A 19,846-nucleotide genomic window follows, 5' to 3' on the forward strand; every position below is an offset into this window, starting at 1 on the left:
TATCCAATCAGCGAATTGAATGGGCGCTGGCCAGTTCCCGTTCCGCGGGCGGGACCAGCGGCAGGAATTGTGCTCCGCCATCCGCGGCAAGCGCGTGGACGGTGTGGTCTTCCAGCGCCTTGGTTACCTCGTTGATGTCGCCGTCGAGGTGTTCCACGGGGATCGGGTTGCCGACCACGAAGTCGAAGCGATCGCCGCGCTTGTTGAGGAGCTCGTGGAAGACGGTCATGTCCCGGAGCTCGGTCGACCATTTCGCAAGCCAGTAGAACAGGCCGGAGTTCCGAGCCGTCATATGAACGGGAAGGATCGGCAGATTGTACTTGCGGGCAAGGCCGACCGCCGAGGTTTTCCACGGGCGTTCATTCAGCCGTCCGTTCGCCCAGTAGGCGATGCGGCCAGAGGGAAAGAGCACTGTTGCCTTGCCTTCCCTGACCGCACGGTTGGTGATCTGCAGCGTTTCGCGGGTCTTGAGCTTGCTTTTGTACTCCTCGCGCCACTCGACGGGGATAATGACCTCGGCAAAACGCGGATTGACGCGCACGGCGTCACGGTTCGCAAACACCATCACATCCGGTCGCTTATGCTTCAGGAGGTCGAAGACGGCGACACCATCGGCAATGCCGGTCGGATGATTGCTGACGAGAATGAAGCCGCCGGTCTCGGGAATGCGGTCGCCATGCCTGACATTGATGTCGAGGTTCAGCAGGTTGCTCATATACTCGAAGCACTGCAAACCCGGCATGTTCGCAACATCGTTGGCAAAGCTGACCGCCCGGTTGTAGCGGAGCAGCGTATAGAGAAACGGCCGCATGATCGGCCAAAGCGGATGCTTCACGATCCGCTGCCCGCGTTCGGCGATCAACGTGTCGACGATGTGACCCGGCTTGCCATGGGAGACGAGTGCGATCGCTTCCGCGAATTGTCCAAAAGCGGTCGTGGGTTGGCGCCGTGGCATTCAAGATCCTGCGTCGTTGGGAAACCGGTTACGTGGAATGATATGATGGGAGCATGACAAGCACTTGGCCGGCATTAGGAATTCCATAACTATCGCTCCCTCAGAATTGGCGGCAGGATTGGCAAATTCAAGGCCGAATACGTGAACGAACTCCTGATCATCGCCGACCCACGCCTGATGGCCGAGCGCTCGGCTTGGCTCGATAGCCTCGCGCGCGAACGACGCCTTTCAGAGCACACGCTCGATGCCTACGAGCGTGATACGCGTCAGTTCCTGACCTTTCTGACTGGGCACCTCGGCGGGCCCGCAACGCTGAAAGATATCCACGCACTCAGGCCTGCCGACTTCCGTGCGTTCCTGGCCGCACGGCGCAAGGAAGGCTCCGGTGCCCGTTCGCTTGGCCGCAATCTGGCCGGGCTGCGTTCACTGCTGCGTTACCTGGAAAGGAAGGGGCTGGTAAATGCCGCCGGCGTTGGCGCAATCCGCTCGCCGAAACAACCCAAATCGCTGCCGAAGCCGTTATCCGACCGGCAAGCCATCAACGTCGTCAGCGACGAGGCGCAGTTGCACGAGGAGCCCTGGATCGCCGCCCGCGACGCCGCCGTCTTTGCTCTGCTCTATGGCTGCGGACTGCGCATCTCTGAAGCCCTCGATCTGACGCCCGGCGATTTCAACCGCGGTGCTGCCACGCTGCGCATCACCGGCAAGGGCAACAAGACCCGCCTTGTGCCGCTGCTGACCCTGGTCTTCGACGCCGTCGAGAAATACCGGGCGCTCTGCCCCTATCACCTCGAAGGCAACGAGCCCCTTTTCCGTGGCGCGCGCGGCGGCAAGCTGCAGGCTGCGATCATTCAGCGCACCATGCAGAAGATGCGCAGCGCCTTCGGCCTTCCCGAAACGGCGACACCGCATGCGCTGCGCCATTCCTTTGCGACCCACCTGTTGGCCGGCGGCGGTGACCTCAGAACCATCCAGGAATTGCTCGGCCACGCCAGCCTTTCCACCACCCAGGTCTATACAGGTGTGGATTCCTCACGATTGCTTGAAGTTTACGACCGTGCCCATCCTCGGGCGTAATCTTTTGTTAACGGCTTCTCTTAAAGGAATATCCGCACGCTGGGCGTAGGCTTGGCGATCATAGTGACCGGAACACCACCATGACGATCTCCATCGGCCGTCGCAGCCTGCTCATTGCATTGCCGGGCAATATCCTTCTCTGGCTGATTGCCGCGTTTCACATGCTGCTTGCGGCAACCCTGATCGCCGTGCTGTTTTCGGTGTCGCCGGTGGCTGCCGCGAGCGACGATGCCTGTACCGGCCACAACATCCTGACCGATCTCAAACAGAGTGATCCCGCCCGATACGCCGAAGTCGTGAAGGAGGCCGATGCCGTGCCGAACGGCAAGGGCATTTTCTGGAGAATCGAGAAGGCGGGGATAGCGCCGTCCTGGCTGCTTGGCAGTATGCATGTGACCGATCCCCGCGTGCTGAACTTGCCGCCGCGCGCGCAGACTGCCCATGATGCTGCCGATACCATCATCATTGAATCCGACGAGATCCTCGACGAAAAGAAGGCGGCGGCTGCGCTGCTGATACGGCCGGAACTGACGATGTTCACCGACGGCACGACCATCGAGAAGCTTCTTTCCCGCGACGACTATACGCGGCTGGAAGCCGGTCTGAAGCTGCGCGGCATCCCGCTTGCGGCGGTTTCTCGCATGCGCCCTTGGATGATCTCGAGCGTGGTTGCCCTTCCCGGCTGCGAAATGGCTCGCAAGGCGAAAGGCGTTCAATTCCTCGACCAGAAAATCGCGGCGGATGCCGCCGCTGCGGGCAAGCAGGTCAAGGGCCTCGAAACGCTGGCCGAACAACTGCAGGCAATGGCTGAGCTGCCCACCGAGTTCCACCTGAAATCGCTGATCGAAACGCTGGCTCTCGGTTCTAAGATGAACGATGTCGTCGAGACCATGACCGATCTCTATCTTTCCGGTGATATCGGCATGACGATCCCCATGCTGAAGACCGTGTCACCCGACGGCGAGGACGAAGATAGCGACTACGCCGCCTTCGAGCAGCGCATCATCCTTGATCGCAACAAGGTGATGGCCGAGCGCGCCGCGCCGATCCTCGCCAAGGGCAACGTCTTCATGGCCGTCGGCGCCCTGCACCTACCAGGCGACGGCGGCGTGATCGAACTGTTGCGCAATCAAGGCTTCACCGTCACCGCCGTTAACTAGCGCCCGACGGTCATACGCTTGAGAACATTGGTCTTCCAATAGAACTGGTGAACGAGCGCGCCCGCGACATGCGCCGCGACAAACACCCAGAGGACGACCTTCAGCACATCGGCGTGAAGCGATCCGACGGCATCCATCCCAAAATAATAGGCGGCAATTCCAGTTAGCGGCATCACGAAGATGAAGGCATAAAGGCCGAAGTGCACGACCTTGGCCGCGAGGCGAAATATTGCAGGCTCGCCCGCGATTTCGATCGGTGCACCCTGGGAAAAACGCAGGCAAACCCGGATAATCGCGAGCGCCAGAATGGCAATACCGACATAGGCGTGAATGTTGGCCGCCGCGACCTGGTCGGCAGTGGCAATGCCGGTGCGACGCATGGCGCGATGCCATTCGTTCATGCCGTCAGGAAATAGGAGGTTGAAGAAGATGAGCAGTGCCATACCCCAGTGAAGCAGGCGTTGCGGCAAGCTGTAAGCATCGACGGGTGCGGATTGCATCGGCTCTCCTTTCGAACGACTTTAGAACCATTCAAAAGTAAAACGGCCACCTGTCGGGAGACAAGCAGCCGTTCGCACATTGCCGAAATTTAATATTACATATGGATCGGCTTGAAGAAGGCGGCGAGAGCCGCTTCCTTGACCGCTTCCGACATGGTCGGGTGTGCGTGGCAGGTACGGCCGAGATCTTCCGCGGAACCACCGAACTCCATCAGAACGGCGATCTCGTGGATCATCTCGCCGGCGCCGAAGCCGACGATGTGGCCGCCGAGAACGCGATCGGTTTCCTTGTCGGACAGGATCTTCACGAAACCATCGGTGGCAAGCATTGCGCGGGCGCGGCCGTTTGCCGTGAACGGGAACTTGCCGACCTTATAGGCGATACCAGCGGCCTTCAGCTCTTCCTCGGTCTTGCCGACGGAAGCGACCTCAGGCTGAGTGTAGACGACACTTGGGATGACGTCATAGTTCACATGGCCATGCTGGCCGGCGAGAATTTCGGCGAGTGCGACGCCTTCGTCTTCCGCCTTGTGAGCCAGCATCGGACCCTTCACCACGTCGCCGATCGCGTAGATGCCGGCAACGTTGGTCCGGAAGTGACCGTCGATTTCGACGCGGCCACGGTTATCGAGCTTGACGCCGGCTTCTTCAAGGCCAAGGCCGGCCGTGTAGGGCGTGCGGCCGGTCGCAATCAGAACGACCTCGGCTTCGAGTGTCTGTGCATCACCGCCCTTGACCGGCTCGAAGGTCACCTTGGCACCCTTGCCACCCTTCTCAACGCCCGTCACCTTGGAGCTGAGGTTGATGGCGACGCCCTGCTTGGCGAGCATCCGCTGGAATTGCTTGGAGACTTCGCCATCCATGCCGCCGAGAATCGTGTCGAGATATTCGACAACCGTGACCTTGGCGCCGAGGCGCGACCAGACCGACCCGAGCTCAAGGCCGATGACGCCACCGCCGACGACGATCATCGTTTCCGGCACCTTCTCAAGCGCAATTGCGCCTGTCGAGGAAATGATCACCTTCTCGTCGATATCGACCTTGACGCCGGGAATGCCGGCGACGTCGGAACCGGTGGCGATGACGATGTTCTTGCCTTCGATTTCCTGCACCTTGCCGTCTTCGGCGGTCACGGAAACCTTGCCCGCCGAAACGATCTTGCCGGTGCCCTGGAAAGCATCGATCTTGTTCTTCTTGAAGAGGAAGGCAACGCCGTCGACATTGGCCTTCACAGTCGCATCCTTGTGCGCCAGCATCTTTTCAAGGTTCAGCTTTGGAGCGGCGACCTCGATGCCGAGCGCATCCATGCCGTGGCCGGCCTGATGGAACATTTCGGAGGCATGCAGCAGCGCCTTGGACGGGATGCAGCCAACGTTCAGGCAGGTGCCGCCGAAGGTTGCCCGCTTTTCGACGACGGCGACCTTGAGGCCGAGCTGGGCTGCCTTGATGGCAGCAACATAGCCGCCGGGGCCGGTTCCGATAACGATCACATCGTAGGACATTGTTTCTTTTCCCTTTCGTTATTTGCTTAGTCAGCCGCGCGGGCGAGCGCGAGGCGGAAACCGAAGCCGACCAGAGCGGCGCCGGTGATGCGGTTGAACCATTTGCCGCTTGCGATGAAGCGGTCGCGAATGGGTTTAACGGTGAAGAAGGTGGAGACGCCGGCGAACCAGGCGACGAGCGCGGTGGCCATGCCGATGCCATAGCTGAACTGGATCAGTGCCGGGGTATCGTGATGCACCAGCGTCGAGAACAGCGACAGGAAAAACAGGACTGGCTTCGGATTGAGCGCGTTGGTGATGAAACCCATGCCGAGACACTTGAGCGCCGAGATCGGCCTGCGGTCTTCCTCCGTCACCTCGATCTGATTGACCTTGAAGCCCGGCTCGCGGAAGGATTTGATGCCGAGGTAGACGAGATAGGCGACGCCCGCCCACTTGATCATGGCAAACAGCATCAGCGATTTGGAGACGATCAGGCCGAGGCCGAGTATCGTGTAGCTGATGTGAAAGAGCAGCGAAAAACCCATGCCGAGGCCGGTCATCATGGCGGCACCGCGGCCGTGCACGATGCTCTGGCGCAGGATGACCGCAAAGTCGGCGCCCGGTACGACGATGAAGATCGAAAAGACGGCCATGAGGCCGAGAAATTCGAAGAAGTATTGCATGGCGATATGGTCTCCGCGTCCTAACGGCCGCCGCTGACGTTGAGTATGGCGCCCGTTATATAGGAAGCCGTCGGCGAGAGAAGGTAGAGGGCCGCATCGGCGATCTCCTCTGCCGTACCGGGCCTCTGCATCGGAATGCTCGGCGCGAGATCTCGTGCGCGGTTCGGCAGGCCGCCGGATGCATGAATGTCGGTATCGATGACGCCGGGGCGGATGGCGTTCACGCGCACGCCCTCGTTTGCCACTTCTCGCGACAGGCCGATGGTGAAGGTATCGATCGCGGCCTTCGATGCGGCGTAGTCGACATACTGCGAGGCCGAGCCCAGAACTGCTGCCATCGACGAGATGTTGACGATCGCCCCGCCCTTGCCGCCATGCCTCGACGACATGCGGCGGACGGCTTCGGCAGCGCAGAGGATCGAGCCGGTCACGTTGACGCGCATCATCCGTTCAAGTCGCTCGACGCTCATCTCGTCGACGCGCTGCTGGGCATCGACGATGCCGGCATTGTTGACCAGTCCATCCAGCCGCCCGAAGTGCTTGTCGACAGTCTGGAACATCGAAACGATATCCTGCGCGCTGCCGACATCGCCCTTGATCGCGATGGCATCGCCACCCTCTGCCTTGACATCAGAGACGATAGCGTCGGCGGCAGCGCGGTTCGCGGCGTAGTTGACGGCGACGTTCCAGCCCTGGCGGGCAGCGAGGCGGCTGACGGCCGCACCGATGCCTCGGCTGCCACCGGTAACGAGAAGAACCGGTCGTTCTGTCATTTCGCGCACTCCTTGAATGCCAGGACATCCCACGGCGCAACCGTCGCCTTGCCGTTGCCCCATATCTGCGATTGGCGGATCGCCGGGCCGACACCCGGCAGAAAGACGTTCTCAGCGGCGGCTGCGGCTTCGGGCTGCAAATTATCGATCTCGCCCTTGGCGTTTACGCTATAGACCGCGCCCCGCCAGATCGTACAGGCGTCCAGATCCGCGCCGGTCACGTCACCGCCGGGGCATTTGAACATCAGGATACCGACGGCGCGTTCCGGATCGTTGAATGGCATGACATAGCCGTCCAGCTCGATCGACGTCTTGAGGACCTTGAGCGTGAACCGATTGCTGGCAGCCGCCGCGTCCGAATTTATTGGCGTAAAGCGAAGCTCGTAGGCGCCATCCCGGTCGGCATAGACCGCACTCGCCTGCCGGCAGCCAGGAGCAGCCACAGCCATCACGGGTGACAGCAGCAAAAGCGCGAACAAGGCTCCCACCCCGCCTTTAGCAAGGGGAGGCTTCATGATCATACGCCTTGTGGAGATTGCCAGCGACATTACGCGCCCCGCTGAGGTGGAAAGGGCCGCTCACGCGGCCCAGTCGAATGCTTAGAGATCGAGAACCAGACGCTCCGGATCTTCCAGGCTTTCCTTGACTCGAACGAGGAAGGTCACGGCTTCCTTGCCGTCGACGATGCGGTGATCGTAGGAGAGCGCGAGATACATCATCGGACGGATGACGATCTGGCCGCCGACGACAACCGGACGGTCCTGAATCTTGTGCATGCCGAGGATACCGGACTGCGGCGCGTTCAGGATCGGCGAGGACATCAGCGAGCCGTAGACGCCGCCATTGGTGATCGTGAAGGTGCCGCCCTGCATGTCGGCCATCGACAGCGAGCCGTCGCGGGCAGCCTTTGCCAGACGCGCCAGTTCCTTTTCGACCTCAGCGATCGACATCTGGTCGGCGTCGCGGATGACTGGGACGACGAGGCCCTTGTCGGTGCCGACGGCCATGCCGATGTGGCAGAAGTTCTTGTAGATGATGTCGGTGCCGTCAATCTCGGCGTTGACGGCCGGCAGCTCCTTCAGCGCGTGCGTGATGGCCTTGGTGAAGAAGCCCATGAAGCCGAGCTTCACGCCGTGCTTCTTTTCGAAGACGTCCTTGTACTTGGCGCGCAGGTCCATGACCGCCTTCATGTCCACCTCGTTGTAGGTGGTGAGCATGGCGGCGGTGTTCTGCGCGTCCTTCAGGCGCTTGGCGATCGTCTGGCGCAGGCGCGTCATCTTCACGCGCTCTTCGCGAGCCGCATCCTCGACCGTCGACGGGCCACGAGCGGCAGCCGGAACGGCAGGTGCTGCAGCGGCTGCCGGAGCGGAGATGCCCTTGGCAACAGCGGCGATCACATCACCCTTCAGAACCTGCCCGCGCTTGCCTGATCCATCGATCTGATCTGCCGACAGGTTGTTCTCGGCGAGCATCTTGGCGGCAGCCGGGGCCGGCGGCATCGCAGAAGCAGCTGCTGCCGGAGCAGCGGCGGCTGCAACAGCCGGTTCGGCTACCTTTGCCGGAGTTGCGGCGGGAGCAGGAGCCTGGGCGGCGGCAGCGCCGGCGCCCGCGGCGATCTGGCCGAGCAGTGCGCCGAGACCGACGGTTTCGCCAGCCTGGGCAACGATTTCGGACAGCGTGCCCGAAGCCGGAGCCGGTACTTCGATGGTCACCTTGTCGGTTTCAAGCTCGAGAATCGGCTCGTCGGCCTTGATGGCGTCGCCAACCTTCTTGAACCAGGTGCCGACGGTTGCCTCGCTGACGGATTCACCGAGAGTTGGAACGCGGATTTCTGTGGCCATTGTTCAAATCCTGATTTGCTTGTGTTCGTTTATTCGTTTCCGGCAGCGAATGGCCGGAGAATGATCGAGGGCATTGGCAATATGTCGAAGCGAAACCCGTAACCGGACTGGATGATCGGATCGGCGTCGGCCATTGCCTGCGCTGCCTGCTGATCCTCCACCGAGACCACTGCCATGCCCCAGCCCCCTTCACCCTCGAAGACGGGACCGACGGCGATCGCCGATCCCTCTTCTGCGTTCTGGTGCCAGTAGGCGGCATGGCGTTTCATCGCGGCCATTTCCTCCCCGGTCGCGTCATGCGGGAAACGAGGGCGAGGCGGCACAAGTCTGAGGAAGAAATATGCCATTGCCCCGATCCCTTAGCCGCCCAACGCATCCTCGAGGAATGCGGCGAGCTGCGACAGATGCTTGGACATCAGACCCGTTGCCGGCGACGCGGCGGCCGGACGGCCGGTGTAGCGGACGCGCTGGTACTTCGCATCGATGTGGGCGAGCACCCACTCCAGATACGGGTCGATGAACGACCATGCGCCCATGTTCTTCGGCTCTTCCTGGCACCAGACCATCTCAGCGTTCCGGAAGCGGGAAAGCTCGTTGATGAGCGCCTTTGCCGGGAACGGATAAAGCTGTTCGACGCGCAGCAGATAGATGTCGTCGATGCCGCGCTTTTCGCGCTCTTCCAGAAGGTCGTAATAGACCTTGCCGGTGCACATGACGACACGACGGATCTTCGCATCCTTCTGCAGCTTGATCGGGCCGTCCTTGATCACCTCGGCATCGTCCCAGAGCAGGCGATGGAAGGAGGACTCTCCGGCCAGTTCCGCGAGCGTCGACACAGCCCGCTTGTGACGCAGAAGCGACTTCGGTGTCATCAGGACGAGCGGCTTGCGGAAGTCGCGCTTCAACTGTCGGCGCAGGATGTGGAAGTAGTTCGCCGGCGTCGTAACGTTGGCGACCTGCATGTTGTCCTCAGCGCAGAGCTGCAGGAAGCGTTCGAGGCGGGCCGAGGAGTGCTCCGGACCCTGACCTTCGTAGCCATGCGGCAGCAGGCAGACGAGACCGGACATGCGCAGCCACTTGCGTTCGCCGGACGAGACGAACTGGTCGAACACGACCTGCGCACCGTTGGCGAAATCGCCGAACTGGGCTTCCCAGAGCGTCAGCGCATTCGGGCGAGCCAGCGAGTAACCATACTCGAAGCCGAGGACCGCTTCTTCCGAAAGCATCGAGTTGATGACTTCATAGCGAGCCTGGTTGGGCGACAGATTGGCCAGCGGAATGTAGCGCTCTTCGGTTTCCTGATCGTAGAGAACCGAATGACGCTGCGAGAAGGTGCCGCGTTCGCAATCCTGGCCGGAGAGGCGGATCTTGTGGCCTTCGACAACAAGCGAACCGAAAGCAAGTGCTTCCGCCATCGCCCAGTCGAGGTTCTCGCCCGTCTGGATCATGTTGGCGCGGTTTTCCATGAAGCGCTGGATCGTTCGATGCGCCCGGAAGCCTTCCGGAATCTCCGAAAGCTTGCGGCCGATGTCCTTGAGCGTCTTCATCGGCACGGCGGTCTTGCCGCGGCGCTGTTCGTCCGCATTGTCGGCAGTACGCAGCCCCGACCACTCGCCGTCCAGCCAGTCGGCCTTGTTCGGCTTGTAGCTCTGGCCGGCGTCGAATTCCTGCTCGAGATGCGCGCGCCAGTCAGCCTTCATCTTCTCGACTTCGCCGTCGGTCAGAAGACCTTCGGCGACAAGCCGATCCGCATAGATCTGCAGGACCGTCTTGTGAGCGCGGATGACCTTGTACATCTTCGGCTGCGTGAAGGACGGCTCATCGCCTTCGTTGTGGCCGTAGCGGCGGTAGCAGAACATGTCGATGACGACGGGCTTGTGGAACTTCATACGAAATTCCATGGCGATCTTGGCAGCATAGACGACCGCCTCCGGATCGTCACCGTTCACGTGGAAGATCGGCGCCTCGATCATCTTGGCGACGTCCGACGGATAGGGCGACGAACGTGAGAAGGCCGGATTGGTGGTGAAGCCGATCTGGTTGTTGATGATGACGTGCATCGTGCCGGCAACGCGGTGACCACGCAGGCCGGACAGGCCGAGGATTTCGGCAATGACGCCCTGGCCGGCAAAGGCCGCGTCGCCGTGGATTAAGAGCGGCAGAACCTTGGCGCGCTCCGACAGCGGAATGGTATCCCCGTCCCAGACAGTGGCGCCCATATCCTGCTTGGCGCGAGCCTTGCCCATGACTACAGGGTCAACGATTTCAAGGTGCGACGGGTTGGCCGTCAGCGAGACGTGGATCTTGTTGCCATCAAACTCCCGGTCAGAGGACGCGCCGAGGTGGTACTTGACGTCGCCCGAGCCTTCGACTTCGTCAGGCGCGTAGGAGCCGCCTTTGAACTCGTGGAAAATGGCGCGGTGCGGCTTGCCCATGACCTGGGAGAGCACGTTAAGGCGACCGCGGTGGGCCATGCCGAACACGGCCTCGCGAAGGCCGAGATGGCCGCCGCGCTTCAGGATCTGCTCGAGCGCCGGGACGAGTGATTCTCCGCCATCGAGACCAAAACGCTTGGTGCCCTTGAACTTCACGTCGAGGAACTGCTCGTAGCCTTCGGCTTCGATGATCTTGGACAGGATCGCCTTCTTGCCTTCTGCGGTGAAAGCGACACCCTTGTCCGGACCTTCGATGCGCTCCTGGATCCAGGCTTTTTCTTCCGGGTTGGAGATGTGCATGAATTCGACGCCGAGGGTCGAGCAGTAGGTGCGCTCGAGGATCTCGATCATCTCGGGAAGGGTGGCGTATTCGAGGCCGAGAACGTTGTCGATGAAGATCTTGCGGGAATAGTCAGCCGGGGTGAAGCCGTAAGCTTCGGGCGACAGTTCCTTATAGTCTTCGACCGGTGCCGCAATCCCCAGCGGATCGAGCTTGGCATGCAGGTGGCCGCGCATGCGATAGGCGCGGATCATCATGATGGCGCGGACGGAATCGCGCGTTGCCTGCAGGATGTCGGCACCATCGGTTGGCTTGCCGGCGGCTTCCGCCTTGCCCTTGACCTTGGTTTCGATGATCTTTTCGACTGTGCCCCAATCGCCATCGAGCGCAGAAACAAGGTCGCTCTTCGGCTGCAGGGGCCAGTTCGTCTTGCGCCAGGACGCACCCTTGGCCGCCTTCTTCACATCTTCCGGATTGTCTTCCAGTGCCTTGAAAAAGGACTGCCATTCCTCGTTGACCGAGCTCGGGTCTTCTTCATAGCGCGCATAGAGCTGCTCGATATACGCAGCATTGGCGCCATCCAGGAACGAGGTGATCTGAAACTGCTCGTTGGCTTCTTGCCGTGCCATGGTTACACGCGGACGCTTTCGTCCGCCTCCTGACTTGTGATTCCGCCGGATACTCGACCGGCTTGCCGCATCTGTCGTTAGCCGCCTGTCCGCGGCTCATTCATTCGAAGTCGAGGCCCGGGCAGACGCTAAGCCTGCCCGGGATATAGATCGGATCAGCCCTTGAGGACTTCAACCAGCGTCTTGCCGAGGCGAGCTGGCGACGGCGAAACGCGGATGCCAGCCGATTCCATGGCCGCGATCTTCGATTCCGCGTCACCCTTGCCGCCGGAGACGACAGCGCCGGCGTGGCCCATGGTGCGGCCCTTCGGAGCGGTACGGCCGGCGATGAAGCCTGCCATCGGCTTCTTGCGGCCCTTCTTGGCTTCGTCGATCAGGAACTGGGCTGCGTCTTCTTCAGCCGAGCCGCCGATTTCGCCGATCATGATGATCGACGTCGTGGCTTCGTCGGCCAGGAACATTTCCAGCACGTCGATGAACTCGGTGCCCTTGACCGGGTCGCCGCCGATGCCGACAGCCGTCGTCTGTCCGAGGCCTTCATTGGAGGTCTGGAACACGGCTTCGTAGGTCAGCGTGCCGGAGCGCGAGACAATACCAACCGAACCCTTGCGGAAGATCGAGCCCGGCATGATGCCGATCTTGCATTCTTCCGGCGTCAGGATGCCCGGGCAGTTCGGCCCGAGCAAGCGCGACTTCGACTTGTCGAGCTTGGCCTTGACGCGCACCATGTCCATGACCGGGATGCCTTCGGTGATGCAGGTGATGAACGGAACTTCGGCCTCGATCGCCTCGATGATCGCATCGGCGGCGCCTGCCGGCGGAACGTAGATCACAGTCGCATCGGCGCCCGTCCGTTCCTTGGCTTCGGCAACGCTTGCAAAGATCGGCAGCACCGTGCCGTCGACGCCCGACGACCAGGTTTCGCCACCCTTCTTCGGGTGAATACCGCCGACCATCTTGGTGCCGTAATAGGCAAGCGCCTGTTCGGTGTGGAAGGTGCCGGTCTTGCCGGTCAGGCCCTGAACGAGAACCTTGGTGTCTCTGTTGACGAGAATAGACATTCTTTCGGTCCTTCCGGATTAGGCCTTGATCGCCGCGACGATCTTCTTCGCCGCGTCGTCGAGATCGTCGGCAGCCGTAATCGCCAGACCCGACTCGTTGAGGATTTTCTTGCCGAGTTCGACGTTGGTACCTTCGAGGCGAACGACGAGCGGAACCTTCAGACCGACTTCCTGCACAGCTGCGACAACGCCTTCGGCGATGACGTCGCAACGCATGATGCCGCCGAAGATGTTGACGAGGATGCCCTCGACCTTCGGGTCAGCGGTGATGATCTTGAAGGCAGCCGCGACCTTCTCCTTGCCAGCGCCACCGCCGACGTCACAGAAGTTTGCCGGCTCCTTGCCGTAGAGCTTGATGATGTCCATCGTCGCCATGGCAAGGCCTGCGCCGTTGACCATGCAGCCGATGTTGCCGTCGAGAGCCACGTAGGCGAGATCCCACTTCGAGGCCTCGATTTCCTTGGCGTCTTCCTCGGTCTCGTCGCGCAGCGCCTTGACGTCGTCATGGCGGAACAGCGCATTGCCGTCGAACGACATCTTCGCATCGAGAACGCGCAGGTGGCCGTCCTTCATGACGATCAGCGGGTTAACCTCGAGGAGCGCCATGTCCTTTTCGCCGAACGCCTTGTAGAGCGCCGGGAACAGCGACTTGGCATCTTCGGCGGCAGCGCCGGTCAGTTCGAGAGCCTTGGAGATCGCGGTAACGTCGGCCGCCGTGACACCAGCCTCCGGATCGATGGCGATCGTGTGGATCTTCTCAGGCGTGTCGTGGGCGACGGCTTCGATGTCCATGCCGCCTTCGGTCGAAACCACGAAGGCAACGCGGCCAACCGAGCGATCGACCAGCAGCGAGCAGTACAGTTCGCGAGCAATGTCGGCGCCGTCTTCGATGTAGAGGCGGTTGACCTGCTTGCCGGCTTCGCCCGTCTGCGCAGTGACCAGCGTGTTTCCGAGCATCTCCTTGGCGTGAGCGACGACTTCATCGATCGACTTGGCGAGACGAACGCCGCCCTTGGCGTCGGGGCCGAGTTCCTTGAACTTGCCCTTGCCGCGGCCGCCGGCGTGGATCTGGCTCTTGACGACATAGAGCGGACCCGGCAGCGACTTGGCAGCAGCTTCGGCTTCCTCGACCTTGAGGATCGGCACACCCTTGGCGACCGGCGCGCCATAGCCCTTCAAGAGAGCCTTGGCCTGGTATTCATGAATATTCATGGATCTGTTCCTGTTTGGATTGCGTCGGCGCGCAACTGATTACTTCAGCGCAGGCGCGATGTTGATGCAGGCTTCGCACAGGCCGGCGACAGCACCGACGGACTTGTCGAACGCTTCCTTCTCGGCCTTATTGAGATCGATCTCGATGATGCGCTCGACGCCACCGGCACCGATGACGGTGGGCACACCGACATACATGTCCTTAACGCCGTACTGGCCGGTCAGCTGTGCTGCGCAGGGCAGGACGCGCTTCTTATCCTTGAGGTAGGATTCAGCCATCTCGATCGCCGAAGCGGCCGGCGCGTAGTAGGCAGAGCCGGTCTTCAGCAGGCCGACGATTTCGGCGCCGCCATCACGGGTGCGCTGGATGATCTCTTCCAGGCGCTCCTTGGTGACCCAACCCATGGTAACGAGGTCGGTGAGCGGAATGCCGGCAACGGTGGAGTAGCGAGCGAGCGGCACCATCGTGTCGCCGTGGCCACCGAGAACGAATGCGGTGACGTCCTGTACTGAAACGTTGAATTCCTTCGAGAGGAACAGTCGGAAGCGTGAGCTATCGAGAACGCCGGCCATGCCAACGACCTTGTTGGCCGGCAGGCCGGAGAACTTCTGCAGCGCCCAGACCATGGCGTCGAGCGGGTTGGTGATGCAGATCACGAACGCGTTCGGGGCATACTTCTTGATGCCGGCGCCGACCTGTTCCATGACCTTGAGATTGATGCCGAGCAGATCGTCGCGGCTCATGCCCGGCTTGCGGGCGACGCCGGCGGTGACGATGCAGACGTCGGCGCCTTCGATCGCGGAGTAGTCGCTGGCGCCGGTGAGGTTGGCGTCAAAGCCTTCGACCGGCGAGGACTGAGCAATGTCGAGGCCCTTACCCTGAGGAATACCATCGGCGATGTCGAAGAGAACGATGTCACCCAGTTCCTTCAGGCCGGCGAGATGCGCCAGCGTGCCACCAATCATGCCAGAACCAATGAGTGCGATCTTGTTACGCGCCATTTCGCTGTTTCCTTTGCGATCAAAATTCGTCAGGCGACGCGCGGAGGGGGCATCGCCCAATGCCGCAATCGCATAGCCCCAAAGCCAAAAAATGGCAAATGATTATTTTTGAGCGAGGAATTTCAATCGTTTAGATCATAAAATTCTTACGTAAACGTAAGACAATTTGTCACCAAAACATTACTCGGCGGCCCGCCGTTCGTGGTGCAATGCGAGATACTCGGCGCTGCGCATTTCGAAAAGGCGCGACACGGTACGATCGAATTCGAAGCCCTCGGTACCACGCGCTTGTGTCAACAAATTTTCAGGCATCGCTGCTGCGGACACATAGAGCCGCACGGCATGATCGTAAAGCGTATCGATCAGGATAATGAAGCGTTTGGTCTGGTTGCGCTTCTCGGGACCTAGCAGCGGCACGTGATCCAAGAAGATGGCGTCGAAGCGTTCGGCAATGGCCAGGAAATCGGCTGGGCCCAACGGCTTCTCGCAGAGATCGGCGAAGGTGAAGCGCGCCATTCGGTCGACGGCACGTGGCACGTGGATCGATCGTCCCTTCATGGGAATTTCCAATGGCTGCGCCTTGCGGCCATGAAGCGCCTGCATCCAGGACGCATCCATCGCCATGTCCGTCCGGTCATCGATTGGCGTCAGGTAGACAGGTTGGCTATCGAGTTTCTCCATCCGGTAGTCGGTCGGAGAGTCCAACGTCACGATTTCGACGTTCTGCTTGAGAAGATCGACGAAGGGCAGGAACAGGCTTCGATTGAGGCCGTCCTTGTAGAGGTTATCGGGCTCGACATTCGAGGTCGCGACCAGCAGGCACCCGCGCCGGAAGAGTTCGGAAAAAAGCCGCGATAGGATCATCGCGTCAGCAATATCCGTCACCGTGAACTCGTCGAAGCAAAGCAATTCGGCCTCATCATAAAGAGCTGCCGCGACGACCGGGATGGGGTCGGCCTGCTTGGTCTCGCCTTGCTTGAGCTTCAGCCGGTGCGCTGCGATGCGATTGTGCACATCGGTCATGAACTCATGGAAATGCGCGCGCCGCTTCTTCGCGCAGGGTGCCATCGCGAAGAACATATCCATCAGCATCGTCTTGCCGCGGCCGACGCTGCCGTGAATGTATAGGCCCTTGACCGCCTCCGACGACTTCTTCTTGTTGGCGAACAGCCAGCCGAGAGCGCTTCCCTTTGCCGCCGGCCGCCGCTGCTTCAATCCCGACAGCACTCGATCCAGGCATTTCGCCACATGCATCTGGGCTGAATCGATTTGAAGCGCGCCCGAAGCCGTCAGCGACTTCAATTGTTCGCTGACGCTCAGGCTGTAGTCTGGCATGGGTTGCATAAAGGTCCGCCTATGGAGGATCGGCGGCCTTCGCCGCCCAATCTTTTAACGGCTGAGGCTGATCGGCTGTCCGGTATTGGTCTGGCCGCTGAAGGCATTGTCGGCTGTCTTGTAGACGCTGCCGATCTGGTTGCCGCTGCGGTCCTTCAGGAGAACCTGCTTGCCCGAGACTTCCCAGGAACCCATCGCCGTCAACTCGCCGACGCAACCGCGCGTACCGCCGCGCGAGCCGCTGCCGAGATTGGTGAGCGTCAGGAACATGTCGCAGGAGCCGTTGACGCGCCAGCTGCCGACCATCGATTCCTTGGTGACATCCATTGCATTCGCCGCCATCACGCCCGGCTGACCGCCAGCGACAGGTGCCGAGGTCGTCGGAGCAGCAGGGAACTGCGAAGAGCCGGAAGGCGGAGGAAGCTGCCCACCCTGAACCGACGGAACCGGCTGCGCCGTCAGTGGCGCCGGGGCGGAATAGCTCGCATCATTGTAAGCGGTGCGCTGGCAGCCAGCTAGCGACAGAATAACCACGAGACCTGTCGCCACATGTCTGAACTGCATCATGATACTCCCGATTTTTCCAGTATTGTCCTGAAATTGCCGCGCAATCACGGCGGAATTATCTTGAAAGGCTGTATTGAATCAAGCCAGCGCGAGGAGAAATTGTGTCGATGTGGGAGCAACGCCGCAACTCCGAGACAAATTTGGCGCAATCTCGAACAAAGCAACGCTCCGTGATCGCAGAGAGAAAAGGGCCGCATCGGGCCCTATGCTGAATTGATCAAACGCGGCGCTCGACCATCATCTTCTTGATTTCGGCGATCGCCTTTGCCGGGTTAAGACCCTTCGGGCAGGTCTGCGCACAATTCATGATTGTGTGGCAGCGATAGAGGCGGAAGGGATCCTCGAGGTTGTCCAGGCGTTCGCCGGTCGCCTCGTCGCGGGAATCGATCAGCCAGCGATAGGCCTGCAGCAGGACAGCTGGACCGAGATAGCGATCGCCGTTCCACCAGTAGCTCGGACAGGAGGTCGAGCAGCAGGCGCAGAGGATGCACTCGTAGAGGCCATCGAGCTTCTGGCGATCTTCGTGGCTTTGCTTCCATTCCTTGGCAGGCGTCGGCGAAACCGTCTTCAGCCACGGCTCGATCGAGCGATGCTGGGCATAGAAGTTGGTGAGATCAGGGACAAGATCCTTAACGACAGGTAGGTGAGGCAGCGGATAGATCTTCACCGAGCCTTTGATCTCGTCCAGGCCCTTCGTACAAGCAAGGGTATTGGTGCCGTCGATGTTCATCGCACAGGAACCGCAGATGCCCTCGCGACAGGAGCGACGCAACGTCAGCGTCGGGTCGATGTTGTTCTTGATGTAGAGGAGACCGTCGAGCACCATCGGGCCGCAATTATCGACATCGATATAGAAGGTGTCGATCGACGGGTTCTGGCCATCGTCGGGGCTCCAACGGTAGACGCGGAATTCGCGGGTATTCTTGGCGCCAGCCGGCTTTGGCCACACCTTGCCTTCGCGCATCTGGGAGTTCTTGGGAAGAGCGAGTTCAACCATGTCCAGTTCCTCTTAGTACACGCGAGCCTTGGGCGCGATCTTCTGGGGATCGATGCCCTCTGCGATGAGCTCGGTGTGAACCGGGCGGTAGTCGAGCTTGACGTCGCCTGCCTCGTTGACCCAGGCGAGCGTATGCTTGCGCCAGTTGACGTCGTCGCGGCCGGCGAATGCGCCTTCCGTGTAGTCTTCGCGGGCGTGAGAACCGCGGCTCTCTTTGCGTGCTTCGGCGCCGTAGATCGTGGTGATGGCATTGGCCATCAGGTTCTGCAGCTCGAGTGTTTCGACAAGGTCGGAGTTCCAGATCATCGAACGGTCGGTGACCTTGATGTCACGCATTTCCTGCCAGATGGCGGAGATGCGCTTGCAGCCTGACTCCAGCGATTCCTGCGTACGGAACACGGCAGCGTCCTCCTGCATGGCGCGCTGCATCTTTTCGCGCAGCACCGCCGTCGGCGTACCGCCGCTGGCATTGCGCAGGCCATCGAAGCGATCCATGATCTTGTCACAGGCGGCGACATTCAGATGCGGCACCGGTGCTGCACGGTCGATCACCTCTCCAGCGCGGATCGCGGCAGCGCGGCCGAAGACCACGAGGTCGATCAGCGAATTGGAACCGAGGCGATTGGCGCCGTGCACCGAGGCGCAACCGGCCTCGCCGACCGCCATCAGGCCCGGAATGATCCGCTCAGGATTGGAACTGTCGGCGTTGAGCACTTCGCCCCAATAATTCGTCGGAATACCGCCCATGTTGTAGTGAACGGTCGGCAGAACCGGGATCGGCTCGCGCGTCACGTCGACACCGGCGAAGATCTTGGCGCTCTCGGAAATACCCGGCAGGCGCTCGTGCAGAACGGCCGGATCGAGGTGGTCGAGATGCAGGAATATGTGGTCCTTGTTCTTGCCGACGCCGCGACCTTCACGGATCTCGAGCGTCATGCAGCGCGAAACGACGTCGCGCGAGGCAAGGTCCTTGGCCGAAGGAGCATAGCGTTCCATGAAGCGCTCGCCCTCGGAGTTGACGAGGTAACCGCCCTCGCCGCGTGCGCCTTCGGTGATCAGACAGCCCGAACCGTAGATGCCGGTCGGGTGGAACTGAACGAATTCCATGTCCTGCAAAGGCAGGCCGGCGCGTGCCGCCATGCCGCCGCCGTCGCCGGTGCAGGTGTGCGCCGAGGTCGCCGAGAAATAGGCGCGGCCGTAGCCGCCGGTCGCCAGCACCACCATCTTGGCGGCGAAGCGATGGATCGTGCCGTCATCGAGGCACCAGGCGACGACGCCGGTGCAGCGGCTGCCGTCATCCGACATGATCAGGTCGAGCGCGAAATACTCGATGAAGAATTCGGCGTTGTTGCGCAGCGACTGGCCATAGAGCGTGTGCAGGATGGCGTGGCCGGTACGGTCGGCCACGGCGCAGGTGCGCTGTACCGGCGGGCCTTCGCCGTAGTTCTGCATGTGGCCACCGAACGGCCGCTGATAGATTTTACCTTCTTCGTTACGCGAGAAGGGAACGCCGTAGTGTTCGAGCTCATAGACCGCCTTCGGCGCTTCCATGGTCAGATACTGCATGGCATCGACGTCGCCGAGCCAGTCAGAACCCTTGACGGTGTCATAGAGGTGCCATTGCCAGCTGTCGGGCGTCATGTTGCGCAGAGAAGCGGCGATACCGCCCTGCGCGGCGACCGTGTGCGAGCGGGTCGGGAATACCTTGGTGATGCAGGCCGTGCGGAAACCCTGTTCGGCCATCCCAAGCGTGGCGCGAAGACCGGCGCCGCCGGCGCCGACGACGATCACGTCATATGAGTGATCGACGTATTTGTAGGCCTTCCCATTCTGAGCGGGTGAAGTCGGTGCCATG

At 61.1% G+C, this 19,846-nt stretch carries 18 protein-coding genes; 2 read left to right on the top strand and 16 right to left on the bottom strand.

Going from position 1 to position 19,846, the window contains the following annotated elements; genetic code table 11:
- Positions 1-7: 7 nt before the first annotated feature.
- Positions 8-955 (bottom strand): GNAT family N-acetyltransferase, encoded by a 948-nt coding sequence (locus FHX16_RS07085; protein ID WP_183863693.1) that lies wholly within the window; start codon positions 953-955, stop codon positions 8-10.
- A 141-nt stretch (positions 956-1,096) separates the two neighbouring features.
- Between FHX16_RS07085 and FHX16_RS07090 the strand changes: the two genes are divergently transcribed.
- Complete coding sequence (locus FHX16_RS07090; RefSeq protein WP_183863694.1) at positions 1,097-2,032, top strand: tyrosine recombinase XerC; 936 nt, start codon at positions 1,097-1,099, stop codon at positions 2,030-2,032.
- A gap of 80 nt (positions 2,033-2,112) precedes the next feature.
- Entirely contained in the window at positions 2,113-3,192 is a 1,080-nt protein-coding gene (locus FHX16_RS07095) for a TraB/GumN family protein (RefSeq protein ID WP_183863695.1), read from the top strand.
- Here FHX16_RS07095 and FHX16_RS07100 read toward each other — a convergent pair.
- The 15 genes from FHX16_RS07100 to sdhA all read right to left on the bottom strand — a co-directional run bounded on the left by FHX16_RS07100 (position 3,189) and on the right by sdhA (position 19,845).
- On the bottom strand, positions 3,189-3,692 hold the full coding sequence (locus tag FHX16_RS07100) for a cytochrome b (protein WP_259126869.1): 504 nt from the start codon (positions 3,690-3,692) through the stop codon (positions 3,189-3,191). The genes FHX16_RS07095 and FHX16_RS07100 overlap by 4 nt on opposite strands.
- A gap of 95 nt (positions 3,693-3,787) precedes the next feature.
- Positions 3,788-5,194, bottom strand: coding sequence for a dihydrolipoyl dehydrogenase (gene lpdA, locus FHX16_RS07105; RefSeq protein ID WP_183863697.1), 1,407 nt, complete (start codon positions 5,192-5,194; stop codon positions 3,788-3,790).
- A gap of 26 nt (positions 5,195-5,220) precedes the next feature.
- Positions 5,221-5,859: a LysE family translocator gene (locus FHX16_RS07110; protein WP_183863698.1), complete on the bottom strand. Its 639-nt coding sequence runs from the start codon at positions 5,857-5,859 to the stop codon at positions 5,221-5,223.
- Positions 5,860-5,879: 20 nt separating this feature from the next.
- On the bottom strand, positions 5,880-6,632 hold the full coding sequence (locus FHX16_RS07115) for an SDR family oxidoreductase (RefSeq protein ID WP_183863699.1): 753 nt from the start codon (positions 6,630-6,632) through the stop codon (positions 5,880-5,882).
- Positions 6,629-7,153 (bottom strand): hypothetical protein, encoded by a 525-nt coding sequence (locus FHX16_RS07120; RefSeq protein ID WP_405049269.1) that lies wholly within the window; start codon positions 7,151-7,153, stop codon positions 6,629-6,631. The genes FHX16_RS07115 and FHX16_RS07120 overlap by 4 nt, the downstream gene beginning before the upstream one ends.
- Before the next feature lie 78 nt (positions 7,154-7,231).
- On the bottom strand, positions 7,232-8,473 hold the full coding sequence (gene odhB / locus FHX16_RS07125) for a 2-oxoglutarate dehydrogenase complex dihydrolipoyllysine-residue succinyltransferase (protein ID WP_183863701.1): 1,242 nt from the start codon (positions 8,471-8,473) through the stop codon (positions 7,232-7,234).
- Positions 8,474-8,502: 29 nt separating this feature from the next.
- Positions 8,503-8,820 carry a YciI family protein gene (locus FHX16_RS07130; RefSeq protein WP_183755189.1) on the bottom strand — a complete coding sequence of 106 codons (318 nt, stop codon included), beginning with the start codon at positions 8,818-8,820 and terminating at the stop codon, positions 8,503-8,505.
- A 12-nt stretch (positions 8,821-8,832) separates the two neighbouring features.
- A complete protein-coding gene (locus tag FHX16_RS07135) occupies positions 8,833-11,817 on the bottom strand; it encodes a 2-oxoglutarate dehydrogenase E1 component (RefSeq protein ID WP_183863702.1) in 2,985 nt (994 codons plus the stop codon).
- 155 nt (positions 11,818-11,972) lie between these two features.
- Entirely contained in the window at positions 11,973-12,878 is a 906-nt protein-coding gene (gene sucD, locus FHX16_RS07140) for a succinate--CoA ligase subunit alpha (protein WP_183863703.1), read from the bottom strand.
- An 18-nt stretch (positions 12,879-12,896) separates the two neighbouring features.
- Positions 12,897-14,090: an ADP-forming succinate--CoA ligase subunit beta gene (gene sucC, locus FHX16_RS07145; RefSeq protein ID WP_183863704.1), complete on the bottom strand. Its 1,194-nt coding sequence runs from the start codon at positions 14,088-14,090 to the stop codon at positions 12,897-12,899.
- A 39-nt stretch (positions 14,091-14,129) separates the two neighbouring features.
- Positions 14,130-15,092, bottom strand: coding sequence for a malate dehydrogenase (gene mdh, locus FHX16_RS07150; RefSeq protein ID WP_037116323.1), 963 nt, complete (start codon positions 15,090-15,092; stop codon positions 14,130-14,132).
- Positions 15,093-15,272: 180 nt separating this feature from the next.
- Complete coding sequence (gene zapE, locus FHX16_RS07155; protein ID WP_183863706.1) at positions 15,273-16,436, bottom strand: cell division protein ZapE; 1,164 nt, start codon at positions 16,434-16,436, stop codon at positions 15,273-15,275.
- A gap of 45 nt (positions 16,437-16,481) precedes the next feature.
- Complete coding sequence (locus tag FHX16_RS07160) at positions 16,482-16,991, bottom strand: protease inhibitor Inh/omp19 family protein (protein ID WP_183863824.1); 510 nt, start codon at positions 16,989-16,991, stop codon at positions 16,482-16,484.
- Between the two features lie 220 nt (positions 16,992-17,211).
- A complete protein-coding gene (locus tag FHX16_RS07165; RefSeq protein WP_016556589.1) occupies positions 17,212-17,991 on the bottom strand; it encodes a succinate dehydrogenase iron-sulfur subunit in 780 nt (259 codons plus the stop codon).
- A 12-nt stretch (positions 17,992-18,003) separates the two neighbouring features.
- The gene (sdhA, locus tag FHX16_RS07170; protein ID WP_183863708.1) at positions 18,004-19,845 is read right to left on the bottom strand and encodes a succinate dehydrogenase flavoprotein subunit; all 1,842 of its coding nucleotides are present in this window, start codon (positions 19,843-19,845) and stop codon (positions 18,004-18,006) included.
- Position 19,846: the final 1 nt, after the last annotated feature.

The sequence above is a fragment of the Rhizobium sp. BK661 genome (assembly GCF_024808825.1).
Lineage (GTDB): Bacteria > Pseudomonadota > Alphaproteobacteria > Rhizobiales > Rhizobiaceae > Rhizobium.